The following is a 13386-nucleotide window of genomic DNA, read 5'->3' on the forward strand; positions in this document are numbered from 1 at the left end:
GCGCCACTGGCGCGGCACATTGACGGCAGATGATGAAAAAGACGACCCTGAAATCGGTGTTTCTGACCGGCCTGCTGGTTCTCGTCCCGCTCGCGATCACGCTGTGGGTGCTCGGTCTCATCATCGGCACGATGGACCAGACGCTGCTCCTGCTGCCGGAATCGTGGCAGCCCGAGCGGATGCTCGGCTTCCACCTGCCGGGGATCGGCGCGGTGCTGACGCTCGCGTTCATCTTCGTCGTCGGGCTCGCGACGCGGAACTTCATCGGCCAGAAGCTCGTCACGTGGTGGAACGCGGTCGTGCGTCACATCCCGGTGGTCGGGCCGATCTACACGAGCGTCAAGCAGGTGTCGGACACGCTGCTGTCGAGCAGCGGCAATGCGTTCCGCAAGGCGCTCCTGATCGAGTACCCGCGCCGCGGCTCGTATACGATCGCGTTCCTGACCGGCACGCCCGGCGGCGACGTGCTCAATCATCTGACGGAAGAATACGTGAGCGTGTACATCCCGACGACGCCGAACCCGACGTCCGGCTTCTTCCTGATGCTGCCGAAGAGCGAAGTCATCGAACTCGACATGTCGGTCGATGCCGCGCTGAAGTACATCGTCTCGATGGGCGTGGTGGCGCCCCCGGCGCCGGCCCCGGCGCCCGCCCGCCGCCCCGTCGAGCCGCCGCTGTAAATCATTGCCCGGGCCGCGCGTTGCGGCGCCCGTTGATCAAACTGAACGAAAGCAAACATCATGTCGATGCGAACTGAATACTGCGGTCTCGTGACCGAACACCTGCTGGGCCAAACCGTGTCGCTGTGCGGCTGGGTGCAGCGCCGCCGCGACCATGGCGGTGTGATCTTCATCGACCTGCGCGATCGTGAAGGCCTCGTGCAGGTCGTGTGCGATCCGGACCGCGCGGAGATGTTCGCGACCGCCGAAGGCGTGCGCAACGAGTTCTGCGTCCAGGTGAAGGGCCTCGTGCGCAACCGTCCGGAAGGCACCGTCAACGCGGGCCTGAAGAGCGGCAAGATCGAGGTGCTGTGCCACGAGCTGACCGTGCTGAACGCGTCGGTCACGCCGCCGTTCCAGCTCGACGACGACAACCTGTCGGAAACGACGCGCCTCACGCACCGCGTGCTCGACCTGCGCCGTCCGCAGATGCAGCACAACCTGCGCCTGCGCTACCGCGTCGCGATCGAGGCACGCAAGTACCTCGACGAGCAGGGCTTCATCGACATCGAAACGCCGATGCTGACGAAGAGCACGCCGGAAGGCGCGCGCGACTATCTCGTGCCGTCGCGCGTGAACGCGGGCCAGTTCTTCGCGCTGCCGCAGTCGCCGCAGCTGTTCAAGCAGCTGCTGATGGTCGCGAACTTCGACCGCTACTACCAGATCACCAAGTGCTTCCGCGACGAGGACCTGCGCGCCGACCGTCAGCCGGAATTCACGCAGATCGACTGCGAGACGTCGTTCCTCGGCGAGCAGGAAATCCGCGACCTGTTCGAGGACATGATCCGTCACATCTTCAAGACGACGATCGACGTCGAGCTGGATGCGACGTTCCCGGTGATGCCGTACTCGGAAGCGATGGCGCGTTTCGGCTCGGACAAGCCGGACTTGCGCGTGAAGCTCGAATTCACCGAGCTGACCGACGCGATGAAGGACGTCGACTTCAAGGTGTTCAGCACGCCGGCCAACGCGAAGGACGGCCGCGTCGCGGCGCTGCGCGTGCCGAAGGGCGCCGAGCTGTCGCGCGGCGACATCGACGGCTACACGGAATTCGTGCGCATCTACGGCGCGAAGGGCCTCGCATGGATCAAGGTCAACGAGAAGGCGAAGGGCCGTGACGGCCTGCAGAGCCCGATCGTCAAGAACCTGCACGACGCGTCGATCGCGGCGATCCTCGAGCGCACGGGCGCGGAAGACGGCGACATCATCTTCTTCGCGGCGGACCGCGCGAAGGTCGTCAACGACAGCCTCGGCGCGCTGCGCCTGAAGATCGGCCACTCGGAGTTCGGCAAGGCGAACGGCCTCGTCGAGGCGGGCTGGAAGCCGCTGTGGGTCGTCGACTTCCCGATGTTCGAATACGACGACGAAGATGCGCGCTACGTCGCTGCGCACCACCCGTTCACGAGCCCGAAGGACGAGCATCTCGAGTACCTCGAGACGGATCCGGGCCGCTGCCTCGCGAAGGCATACGACATGGTGCTGAACGGCTGGGAAATCGGCGGCGGCTCGGTGCGTATCCACCGCGAGGAAGTGCAGAGCAAGGTGTTCCGCGCGCTGAAGATCGGCGCGGAAGAGGCACAGCTGAAGTTCGGCTTCCTGCTGGACGCGCTGCAGTACGGCGCGCCGCCGCACGGCGGTATCGCATTCGGTCTCGACCGCATCGTCACGATGATGGCCGGTGCCGATTCGATCCGCGACGTGATCGCGTTCCCGAAGACCCAGCGTGCGCAGTGTCTGCTCACGCAGGCGCCGAGCCCGGTCGACGAGCGTCAGCTCCGCGAGCTGCACATCCGTCTGCGTCAGCCGGAGCAGCCGAAGGCGTAACGCGCTTTCAGGCACGACGCCGTGCGTGGCGACACGCGCGGCGTGCAACGAAACAGGCGCCTTCGTGCGCCTGTTTCGCTTTTTGCGGTACAGTCGCAGCACCGCCGCACGGCCGGCGCGCCTTGAGAGGGGCGCGCGACGCGCGGCCCCGCGCCGTATGAAACAAAGATGACGAAGCCGCCGAAAATTCCCGAATCCGTTCTCGTCGTGATCTACACACCCGAACTCGACGTACTGGTGATCAAGCGTGCCGACCAGGCCGATTTCTGGCAGTCGGTCACCGGGTCGAAGGACACGCTCGACGAGCCGCTTGCGATTACGGCCGCGCGCGAAGTGGCCGAGGAAACGGGCATCGTGGTCGGCACGCCGGAGGTGCCGGCCGGCGCGCTTGTCGACTGGCATCACCAGATCGAATACAGCATCTATCCGCAATACCTGCATCGCTACGCGCCGGGCGTCACGCGCAATACCGAGCACTGGTTCGGCCTCTGCGTGCCGCGCCGCGTCGATGTGACGCTCGCGCCGCGCGAGCACGTCGACCATGCGTGGCTCCCGTATCTCGAGGCGGCCGCGCGCTGCTTCTCGCCGTCGAACGCCGAGGCGATCCTGCAATTGCCCGCTCGCGTGGCGCTGGCAGGCCCGTCGCCCGGTCGCGCGGCGCCGGACGGCCGGACCCCGGGAGGCCGGACCCCGGTTGGCCGGCCCCCCCGATCCTCCGCATGAATGCGGACGCCCGCAAGCGCTTCGCGCAGTTGCGGCAGATGTTCCTGCAGGAGCGGGGCTCCGCGTCGCGGCTCGCGTTCACGTCCGGCAATACGGTCCGGCTGTGCGAAGGCGGCGAGGCGTTTTTCGGCGCGTTGATCGAACGGATCGACGCCGCACGCGAGCACGTGATGCTCGAAACCTACATCTTTTGCGACGATGCGGCCGGACGGCCCGTGTCCGATGCGCTGATGCGCGCCGCGCAGCGCGGCGTGCGCGTGCGCGTGATCACCGACGGCATCGGCACCGCGCGCCTGCCGCTGTTCGATACGTGGGCGGCGGCAGGCGTCGAGCACTGCATCTACAACCGCTACCTGTTCGGCCGCTTCGGCTTCTCGCGCACGCACCGCAAGCTTGCGGTCGTCGATCGCGAGCACGCGTTCTGCGGCGGCATCAACATCGTCGACGACTACGCGCAGAACGGCGCGACGCTCGACTGCCCGCGCTGGGATTTCAGCGTCGAGATGACGGGGCCCGTCGTCTCCGACGTGCACGCCGCGTTCGAGCTGCAATGGCATCGGATCCAGTTCGGCCACAAGCCATACGCACAGTACGCGGCGGGGCTTGCCGGCGGCGACGCGTTTCCCGACATGTTCCGCCGCTGGATACGCAGCCACCGCTGGATCAAGGCCGGCGCGCTGCGGATCGTGACCGAGCCGAGCGTCGCGTTCGTCGCGCGCGACAACGTCGTGAATCGCCGCGCGATCGAGAAGGCGTACCTCGCGGCGATCGGCCAGGCGCGGCAGCAGATCCTGCTCGCGAATCCGTACTTCATGCCGGGCCGCAAGCTGCGCCGCGCGCTGACGGGCGCCGCCCGACGCGGCGTCGACGTGCGGATCCTGATCGGCCGCAAGGAATTCGCGGCGCTCGATACCGCGGTGCCGTTCCTCTATCACGCGCTGCTGCGCGCCGGCGTGCGCGTGGCGGAATACGACAAGACGATGCTGCACGGCAAGGTGGCCGTGATCGACGACAATTGGGCGACGGTCGGCTCGTCGAATCTGGACGCGCTGAGCCTGATGCTGAACAATGAGGCCAATGTCGTGCTGGTGCGGCACGACGCGGTGACGCACCAGCTGCGCGACGCGATCGCCGCAGCGTTCGCCGACGGCCGCGAGATCGACCCGGCGCGCTACGCGGCGCGCCCGCTGGTGGAACGCGTGCTGAACTGGCTCGCCTATACGACCTATCGCACCGTGATGAAGGCGCTGACGGTCGGCAGCTACGACTAAGCGTTCGCTTCATAACTAAGCGTTCGCTTCAAAAACTGTCCGCACGTTCGTGCGGAAAAGCCGCTCCGGCCAGCCCGGAATCGCGCAAAATAGCGGCTCGGTTAGACACCGGTTTCTAATAATTTCCTTGTTTCGCGGACGGTCGCACTCAATAATAGTACGGCCGTTCGATTTTATTCGAACCCCCGAACGGTGACAGAGAAAGCTATGCGAAAAGGCGAACAGACGCGTGCCGCGATACTCGAAGCTGCTTTGGACCTCGCCAGCCGTGACGGGCTGGAGGGGCTGACGATCGGCCTTCTGGCCGAGCGCATGCAGATGAGCAAGAGCGGCGTGTTCGCGCACTTCGGATCGCGCGAGGACTTGCAGGTGGAAGTCGTGCGCGAGTATCACCATCGTTTCGAAAACGAGGTGTTCTTTCCGAGCCTGCGCGAGCCGCGCGGTCTGCCGCGTCTGCGGGCGATGCTGGCGCGCTGGATCGAGAAGCGCATCCAGGAGGTGACGACTGGGTGCATCTACATCAGCGGCGCCGTCGAGTACGACGACCGGCCGGACAGCTCCGTGCGCGAGCAGTTGATCGCGAGCGTGACCGCCTGGCGTGCCGCGTTGCTGCGCGCCATTTCGCAGGCGATGGACGAAGGGCACCTGCGTGCGGATACCGATCCGGACCTGATGCTCTTCGAACTGTACAGCTTCACGCTCGGCCTGCATCACGACGCGCGCTTCCTGCACTCGCCGGACGCCGTGCGCCTCACGTGGGCCGCGCTGGAAAAGACGATCGTTTCGTATCAGAGCGAGAGCCGTTAGCGGCGCGTGATCCGCCCGCCAGGAGCTCGAGCCGTTTTGCCCACCTTTGGAGAGAGTCATGGGACAGTACGCCGCGCCGCTGCGCGACATGCAATTCGTGTTGCACGAGCTTCTGAACGTCGAAGCCGAGGTCAAGCAAATGCCGCGGCACGCGGACCTCGACGCCGACACGATCAACCAGGTCCTCGAAGAAGCGGGCAAGTTCTGCTCCGAGGTGCTGTTCCCGCTGAACCAGGTCGGCGACCGTGAAGGCTGCACGTACGTCGGCGACGGCGTCGTGAAGACCCCGACCGGCTTCAAGGAGGCGTACCAGCAATACGTCGAGGCCGGCTGGCCGGCACTCGGCTGCGATCCGGATTACGGCGGCCAGGGCCTGCCCGCGTTCGTGAACAACGCGCTCTACGAAATGCTGAACTCGGCGAACCAGGCATGGACGATGTATCCGGGCCTGTCGCACGGCGCCTACGAATGCCTGCACGCGCACGGCGCGCCGGAACTCCAGAAGCAATATCTGCCGAAGCTCGTGTCGGGCGAATGGACGGGCACGATGTGCCTGACCGAGCCGCACTGCGGCACCGACCTCGGCATCCTGCGCACCAAGGCCGAACCGAACGGCGACGGCTCGTACTCGATCAGCGGCACGAAGATCTTCATCTCGAGCGGCGAGCACGACATGTCGAAGAACATCGTCCACCTCGTGCTCGCGCGTCTGCCGGACGCGCCGCAAGGCACGAAGGGGATCTCGCTGTTCATCGTGCCGAAGTTCATCCCCGACGCAGCGGGCGAGCCGGGCGAGCGCAACGGCATCAAGTGCGGCTCGATCGAGCACAAGATGGGCATCCACGGCAACTCGACCTGCGTGATGAACCTCGACAACGCGAAGGGCTGGATGGTCGGCGAGCCGAACAAGGGCCTCAACGCGATGTTCGTGATGATGAACGCCGCGCGCCTCGGCGTCGGCATGCAGGGCCTCGGCCTCACGGAAGTCGCTTACCAGAACTCGCTGACGTACGCGAAGGAGCGCCTGCAGATGCGCTCGCTGACGGGCCCGAAGGCACCGGACAAGCCGGCCGACCCGATCATCGTGCATCCGGACGTGCGCCGCATGCTGCTCACGCAGAAGGCCTACGCGGAAGGCGCGCGCGCGTTCACGTACTGGTCGGCACTGCAGATCGACAAGGAGCTGTCGCATGCCGATGAAGCGGCGCGCAAGGAAGCAGCCGACCTCGTCGCGCTGCTCACGCCGATCATCAAGGCGTTCCTGACCGACAACGCATTCGAGTGCACGAACCACGCGATGCAGATCTACGGCGGTCACGGCTTCATCTCCGAGTGGGGCATGGAGCAGTACGTGCGCGACGCGCGGATCAACATGATCTACGAAGGCACGAACTCGATCCAGTCGCTCGACCTGCTGGGCCGCAAGGTGCTCGGCGACATGGGCGCGAAGCTGAAGAAGTTCGGCAAGCTCGTGTCGGACTTCGTCGAGGCGGAAGGCGTGAGGCCGGAGATGGGCGAGTTCGTCAACCCGCTCGCGGACATCGGCGACAAGGTGCAGAAGCTGACGATGGAAATCGGCATGAAGGCGATGCAGAACCCCGACGAAGTGGGGGCGGCTGCCGTGCCGTACCTGCGCACCGTCGGCCACCTCGTGTTCTCGTACTTCTGGGCCCGCATGGCGCGCCTCGCGCTCGACAAGGAAGCGTCGGGCGACCCATTCTACAAGTCGAAGCTCGCGACCGCACGCTTCTATTTCGCGCGTCTGCTGCCCGAGACGGCGTCGACGATCCGCGCCGCGCGCGCCGGCTCGAAGACGATGATGGAAGTCGACGAATCGCTGTTCTGATGTGACGCCGGGCGGCATGCGCCGCGTGCCGCCCGGCCGGTACGGTTCCTGGTACTCACTTCGCCGCGTAGCCGTCACTTCCCGCGCTACTCGGCATCATCCGGAGACATCCCGTGAGCAATTTCATCATTCGCAAGGTGGCCGTGCTGGGCGCCGGCGTGATGGGCGCGCAGATCGCCGCGCATCTCGTCAACGCGCGCGTGCCCGTGCTGCTGTTCGACCTGCCGGCCAAGGAAGGCCCGAAGAACGCGATCGCGCTGAAGGCGATCGAGAACCTGAAGAAGCTGTCGCCCGCGCCGTTCGGCGTGAAGGAAGACGCGAAATACCTCGAAGCGGCGAACTACGAGGACGACATCGCGAAGCTCGCCGAGTGTGACGTCGTGATCGAGGCGATCGCCGAGCGGATGGACTGGAAGCACGACCTGTACAAGAAGGTCGCGCCGCACATCGCGCCGAACGCGATCTTCGCGACCAACACGTCGGGCCTGTCGATCACGAAGCTGTCCGAAGGTTTCTCGGACGAGCTGAAGGCGCGCTTCTGCGGCGTGCACTTCTTCAACCCGCCGCGCTACATGCACCTCGTCGAGCTGATCCCGACCGCGCATACGCGTCCGGAAATCCTCGACCAGCTCGAGACGTTCCTGACGAGCGTCGTCGGCAAGGGCGTCGTGCGCGCGAAGGACACGCCGAACTTCATCGCGAACCGCGTCGGCATCTTCTCGATCCTCGCGGTGATCACCGAGGCCGCGAAGTTCGGCCTGCGCTTCGACGAAGTCGACGACCTGACGGGCAGCCGCCTCGGCCGCGCGAAGTCGGCGACGTTCCGCACCGCGGACGTGGTCGGCCTCGACACGATGGCGCACGTGATCAAGACGATGCAGGACAACCTCGCCGACGATCCGTTCTTCCCGGTCTACCAGACGCCTGCCGTGCTCGCCGAGCTGGTGAAGCAGGGCGCGCTCGGCCAGAAGACGGGCGGCGGCTTCTACAAGAAGGAAGGCAAGGCGATCAAGGTGCTCGACGCGAAGACGGGCACCTACGTCGACTCGGGCGCGAAGGCGGACGAGACCGTCGCCCGCATCCTGAAGCGTCCGCCGGCCGAGCGCCTGAAGCTGCTGCGTGACACGAACCATCCGCACGCGCAGTTCCTGTGGTCGATCTTCCGCGACGTGTTCCACTACATCGGCGTGCATCTCGAGTCGATCGCCGACAACGCGCGCGACGTCGACCTCGCGATCCGCTGGGGCTTCGGCTGGAACGAAGGCCCGTTCGAAGGCTGGCAGGCCGCCGGCTGGAAGCAGGTTGCCGAGTGGGTGCAGGAAGACATCGCTGAGGGCAAGGCGCTCGCGAACGTGCCGCTGCCGTCGTGGGTGCTCGAAGGCGCGGTCGCCGAGAAGGGCGGCGTGCACACGGCCGAAGGCTCGTGGGCGCCGGCGTCGCAGCGCTTCGTGCCGCGTTCGGACCTCGCCGTCTACGAGAAGCAGGTATTCCGCGCTCCGCTGCTCGGTGAAGCGGGAGCCGATCCGAAGACCTACGGCAAGACGCTGCTCGAGACCGACTCGGTGCGTGCATGGGTCGACGACCGCGCAGGCGAGGACGATGTCGTGATCGTGTCGTTCAAGTCGAAGATGAACACGATCGGCCCGGGCGTGATCGACGGCCTCGTGCAGGCGATCGAGCTCGCGGAGAAGGACTACAAGGGTGTCGTGATCTGGCAGCCGACGTCGCTGAAGCTCGGCGCGCCGGGCGGCCCGTTCTCGGCGGGCGCGAACCTCGAAGAGGCGATGCCGGCGTTCATGATGGGGGGAGCTGCGGGCATCGAGCCGTTCGTGAAGAAGTTCCAGGACGGGATGATGCGCGTGAAGTACGCGAACGTGCCGGTCGTCGCGGCCGTGTCGGGCATCGCGCTCGGCGGCGGGTGCGAGCTGATGCTGCACAGCGCGAAGCGCGTCGTGCACGTCGAGAGCTACGTCGGCCTCGTCGAAGTGGGCGTCGGTCTCGTGCCGGCCGGCGGCGGCCTGAAGGAAGCGGCGCTGCGCGCGGCTGACGCGGCGAATGCCGCGAACGCGACCACCGACATCCTGAAGTTCGTCACGAAGTCGTTCGAGAACGCGGCGATGGCGAAGGTCTCGGCGTCGGCGCACGATGCGCGCGCGATGGGCTACGTGAAGCCGTCCGACACGATCGTCTTCAACGTGTTCGAGCTGCTCGACACCGCGAAGAAGGAAGCGCGCGCGCTCGCCGACACGGGCTACCGCGCACCGCTGAAGGCGAAGGACGTGCCGGTCGCGGGGCGTTCGGCGATCGCGACGATCAAGGCATCGCTCGTCAACATGCGCGACGGCCGCTTCATCAGCGACCACGATTTCCTGATCGCGAGCCGCATCGCGGAAGCGGTGTGCGGCGGCGACGTCGAGGCGGGCAGCCTCGTCGACGAGGAATGGCTGCTGGCGCTCGAACGCCGCGCGTTCGTCGAGCTGCTCGGCACGCAGAAGACGCAGGAACGGATCATGGGCATGTTGCAAACCGGCAAGCCGGTGCGTAACTGAGCGAGCGGACAACTTTGCATGGGACCGGAGTCGGCGCCAAAGCGCTCGCTCCGGTCGACCGCCAGGGCATGGGACCGGAGCAAGCGCCAAAGCGCTCGCTCCGGTCGACACAGGAGTCTGAAATGAGCAAACAATTGCAAGACGCATACATCGTCGCCGCCAGCCGTACCCCGATCGGCAAGGCCCCGCGCGGTGTGTTCAAGAACACGCGCCCGGACGAACTGCTCGTCCACGCGATCAAGTCGGCGGTCGCGCAGGTGCCCGGACTCGACACGAAGCTGATCGAGGACGCGATCATCGGCTGCGCGATTCCGGAAGCCGAGCAGGGCCTGAACGTCGCGCGGATGGGCGCGCTGCTCGCGGGCCTGCCGCAGACGGTCGGCGGCGTGACGGTCAACCGCTTCTGCGCATCGGGCATCACCGCGCTCGCGATGGCGGCGGACCGCATCCGCGTCGGCGAATCGGACGCGCTGCTCGCAGGCGGCTGCGAATCGATGAGCATGGTGCCGATGATGGGCAACAAGCCGTCGATGTCGCCGCACATCTTCGATCGCAACGAAGACTTCGGCATCGCGTACGGGATGGGCCTGACCGCCGAGCGTGTTGCCGACCAGTGGAAGGTGAGCCGCGAAGACCAGGACGCGTTCTCGGTCGAGTCGCACCGGAAGGCGCTCGCCGCGCAGCAGGCCGGCGAGTTCAAGGACGAGATCGCGCCGTACACGCTCACCGAGCGCTTCCCGAACCTCGCGACCGGCGCGGTGGACGTGAAGACGCGCGAGATCGCGCTCGACGAAGGCCCGCGCGCGGAAACGTCGCTCGAAGGCCTCGCGAAGCTGCGCGCGGTGTTCGCGAACAAGGGCTCGGTGACGGCCGGCAACAGCTCGCAGACGTCGGATGGCGCTGGTGCGTTGCTCGTCGTGTCGGAGAAGGTGCTCAAGCAGTTCAACCTGACGCCGCTCGCGCGCTTCGTGAGCTTCGCGGTGCGCGGCGTGCCGCCGGAAATCATGGGCATCGGCCCGAAGGAAGCGATTCCGGCCGCGCTGAAGGCCGCCGGCCTGAAGCAGGACGATCTCGACTGGATCGAGTTGAACGAGGCGTTCGCCGCGCAGTCGCTGGCGGTGATCCGCGATCTCGGCCTCGACCCGTCGAAGGTCAACCCGATGGGCGGCGCGATCGCGCTCGGCCATCCGCTCGGCGCGACCGGCGCGATCCGCGCGGCGACCGTCGTGCACGGCCTGCGCCGCCGCAACCTGAAGTACGGGATGGTGACGATGTGCGTCGGCACCGGCATGGGCGCCGCCGGCATCATCGAACGCCTGTAAGCGGGGCGGGACGGTAACGGCGACGGTGCGCGGGCCACGAGCTCGCGCACCGTTTTTTCATTCCGATAGAGGAAAGTCAAAGGAGACGGTTGTGACGGATATCCAGGTGGAACGCGCCGATGGCGTGCTGACGATCACGATCGCGCGCCCGGCGAAGAAGAACGCGCTGACGGCGGCGATGTACCAGACGATGGCCGACGCGCTCGGCGAGGCCCAGGAGGACAAGGCGGTCCGCGCGATCCTGCTGCGCGGCAGCGACGGCAACTTCAGCGCGGGGAACGATCTCGAGGACTTCCTGAAATCGCCGCCGAAGGACGAGACCGCGTCCGTGTTCCAGTTTCTCGCGCGGATCAGCAGCGCGCAAAAGCCGATCGTCGCCGCGGTGCCGGGCATCGCGATCGGCGTCGGCGTGACGATGCTGCTGCACTGCGATCTCGTCTACGCGGCCGAAACCGCGACGTTCTCGCTGCCGTTCGCGCAGCTCGGGCTGTGCCCGGAAGCCGGGTCGAGCGTGCTGCTGCCGCGTCTGGCCGGCCATCAGGTCGCGGCCGAGAAGCTGCTGCTCGGCGAGGCCTTCGACGCGCTGGAAGCGCACCGGATCGGCATCGTCAATCGCGTGCTGCCGGCCGCCGAGCTCGACGCATTCGCGGCGAAGCAGGCGGCGAAGCTCGCGGCGCTGCCGGCTTCGTCGCTGCGCGTGACGAAGGCGCTGCTGAAGGATGCGGGCGGCATTGCCGTCGCCGCGCGGATGGCCGAAGAAGCGACGCATTTCGCCGCGATGCTGCGCGCGCCGGAAGCGCGCGAGGCGATGACGGCGTTCTTCGAGAAGCGCAAGCCGGATTTCCGTCAGTTCGACTGACGCCCGGCAAAAGCGCATTACCGCCTCGGTTTTCTTCGCCGTCCGAGGCGGCAACGCGCGCACCCGCGAGCCGCCAAGCGCGCGGCTTTCATTCGGGTTTCACGGCCGACGCGTCATTCGACGCGTCGGCTCGACCATGCGTCGCTACGCGTTCGCGTGGCGTTCCGCGTTCTCCTGCATCTGCTGCATCCCGCGCCGTTCTGTGGCCGTGACCGCACTCGCCACGCGCGTCGGTGTCGACGCTGGCGTCGCGCGATGCCGATTGCCGGCGCCTTTCATGCCGCGGTGCAACGCCGTCATGTTCCCCGTTCCGCCATCGCCGCCGGCTATCTGCGGGACTTGAGCGACGGCCCCGGATCCGTTGCTCCATAGGCCGCCGCGGGCAATCGCGGGTGACGGCATCCTGCCCCGCTTGGGGCGGTTTCAGCTCAAATCGGCGAAGTTTGTCCATCATCAAGTTGCACTGCCGCAACTTTCCGTACAGTTCGCGCACAGGTCGCCGCGGCCGGGATGCGTCGCGCGATGGCGGCGCGCGACCAGCAGTTCTTCTCAACGACAATCAGGCGAACGAACAATGATCGGACGAATCACCGGCGGAGCGCGTGCGGCGCCCGTCATCGGGCTGCTGGCGGCACTCGCCGGATGCAGCGACCTTCACGTGCTCGATCCGAAGGGCGCGGTGGGCGTCGCGGAGAAATCGCTGATCGCGACGGCAACGTGGACGATGCTGATCGTCGTCGTGCCGGTAATCCTGCTCACGCTGTACTTCGCGTGGCGCTATCGCGCATCGAACCGCAGCGCGACGTATGCACCGAACTGGTCGCACTCGGCCGCGATCGAGGTCGTGATCTGGACCGTGCCGACGCTGATCATCCTGTTCCTCGGCATCCTCACGTGGCGGACCACGCACGAGCTCGACCCGTACAAGCCGCTCGAATCGTCGGTCAAGCCGATCGACGTCGAAGTCGTCGCGCTCGACTGGAAGTGGCTGTTCATCTATCCGGAGCTCGGCATCGCGTCGGTCAACCAGCTCGCGATTCCGGTCGGCACGCCGGTGAATTTCCGCATCACGTCGGACTCGGTGATGAACTCGTTCTTCATCCCGCAGCTCGGCAGCCAGGTCTACGCGATGGCCGGCATGCAGACGCGCCTGCACCTGATCGCCGACGAGGCGGGCAACTACGCGGGCGTATCCGCCAACTACAGCGGCCGCGGCTTCTCCGACATGAAGTTCCGCACGCTCGCCGAGCCGCGCGAGCAGTTCGACGCGTGGGTGCAGAAGGTGAAGGCATCGTCGGACCGGCTCGACATGACGGCATACGGCACGGTCGCGCAGCCGAGCGAGAAGGCGCCCGTGCGCTACTTCTCGTCGGTCGATCCGAAGCTCTTTCACAACATCATCGCGAAGTACAACAACGGCCACGTCCTCGACCCGAAGGACGCCGCCTGCACGACGAAGGGGTAAC

At 66.5% G+C, this 13386-nt stretch carries 10 protein-coding genes; all 10 read left to right on the forward strand.

Features of this window, described 5'->3' with window-relative positions:
- The first annotated feature begins 29 nt into the window (after positions 1 to 29).
- The 10 genes from ACV22Z_RS15550 (at position 30) to cyoA (ending at position 13385) form a co-directional block, all read left to right on the forward strand.
- Entirely contained in the window at positions 30 to 680 is a 651-nt protein-coding gene (locus ACV22Z_RS15550; RefSeq protein WP_011353157.1) for a DUF502 domain-containing protein, read from the forward strand.
- Positions 681 to 740: 60 nt separating this feature from the next.
- Entirely contained in the window at positions 741 to 2543 is a 1803-nt protein-coding gene (aspS, locus tag ACV22Z_RS15555; protein ID WP_448077184.1) for an aspartate--tRNA ligase, read from the forward strand.
- 168 nt (positions 2544 to 2711) lie between these two features.
- A complete protein-coding gene (gene nudB, locus ACV22Z_RS15560) occupies positions 2712 to 3266 on the forward strand; it encodes a dihydroneopterin triphosphate diphosphatase (protein WP_448077185.1) in 555 nt (184 codons plus the stop codon).
- Positions 3263 to 4537, forward strand: a complete 1275-nt coding sequence (gene clsB / locus ACV22Z_RS15565) for a cardiolipin synthase ClsB (RefSeq protein ID WP_448077186.1) — start codon at positions 3263 to 3265, stop codon at positions 4535 to 4537. The genes nudB and clsB overlap by 4 nt, the downstream gene beginning before the upstream one ends.
- Before the next feature lie 207 nt (positions 4538 to 4744).
- Positions 4745 to 5344: a TetR/AcrR family transcriptional regulator gene (locus ACV22Z_RS15570; protein WP_448077187.1), complete on the forward strand. Its 600-nt coding sequence runs from the start codon at positions 4745 to 4747 to the stop codon at positions 5342 to 5344.
- A gap of 58 nt (positions 5345 to 5402) precedes the next feature.
- On the forward strand, positions 5403 to 7190 hold the full coding sequence (locus ACV22Z_RS15575; protein WP_448077188.1) for an acyl-CoA dehydrogenase C-terminal domain-containing protein: 1788 nt from the start codon (positions 5403 to 5405) through the stop codon (positions 7188 to 7190).
- Between the two features lie 113 nt (positions 7191 to 7303).
- The gene (locus ACV22Z_RS15580; protein WP_448077189.1) at positions 7304 to 9739 is read left to right on the forward strand and encodes a 3-hydroxyacyl-CoA dehydrogenase/enoyl-CoA hydratase family protein; all 2436 of its coding nucleotides are present in this window, start codon (positions 7304 to 7306) and stop codon (positions 9737 to 9739) included.
- Between the two features lie 122 nt (positions 9740 to 9861).
- Positions 9862 to 11061, forward strand: coding sequence for an acetyl-CoA C-acyltransferase (locus ACV22Z_RS15585; protein WP_448077190.1), 1200 nt, complete (start codon positions 9862 to 9864; stop codon positions 11059 to 11061).
- 91 nt (positions 11062 to 11152) lie between these two features.
- Entirely contained in the window at positions 11153 to 11920 is a 768-nt protein-coding gene (locus ACV22Z_RS15590; RefSeq protein WP_448077191.1) for an enoyl-CoA hydratase, read from the forward strand.
- 574 nt (positions 11921 to 12494) lie between these two features.
- Positions 12495 to 13385 carry a ubiquinol oxidase subunit II gene (gene cyoA, locus ACV22Z_RS15595; protein WP_448077192.1) on the forward strand — a complete coding sequence of 297 codons (891 nt, stop codon included), beginning with the start codon at positions 12495 to 12497 and terminating at the stop codon, positions 13383 to 13385.
- The last annotated feature ends 1 nt before the right edge of the window (position 13386 follow it).

The sequence above is a fragment of the Burkholderia sp. PU8-34 genome (assembly GCF_053427725.1).

Bases quoted from the DNA above. Each gene is read 5' to 3' on its own strand.
- ACV22Z_RS15575 (WP_448077188.1), top strand. From the start codon at position 5,403: ATGGGACAGTACGCCGCGCCGCTGCGCGACATGCAATTCGTGTTGCAC.
- ACV22Z_RS15570 (WP_448077187.1), top strand. From the start codon at position 4,745: ATGCGAAAAGGCGAACAGACGCGTGCCGCGATACTCGAAGCTGCTTTG.
- ACV22Z_RS15585 (WP_448077190.1), top strand. From the start codon at position 9,862: ATGAGCAAACAATTGCAAGACGCATACATCGTCGCCGCCAGCCGTACC.
- ACV22Z_RS15550 (WP_011353157.1), top strand. From the start codon at position 30: ATGATGAAAAAGACGACCCTGAAATCGGTGTTTCTGACCGGCCTGCTG.
- aspS (WP_448077184.1), top strand. From the start codon at position 741: ATGTCGATGCGAACTGAATACTGCGGTCTCGTGACCGAACACCTGCTG.
- cyoA (WP_448077192.1), top strand. From the start codon at position 12,495: ATGATCGGACGAATCACCGGCGGAGCGCGTGCGGCGCCCGTCATCGGG.
- clsB (WP_448077186.1), top strand. From the start codon at position 3,263: ATGAATGCGGACGCCCGCAAGCGCTTCGCGCAGTTGCGGCAGATGTTC.
- nudB (WP_448077185.1), top strand. From the start codon at position 2,712: ATGACGAAGCCGCCGAAAATTCCCGAATCCGTTCTCGTCGTGATCTAC.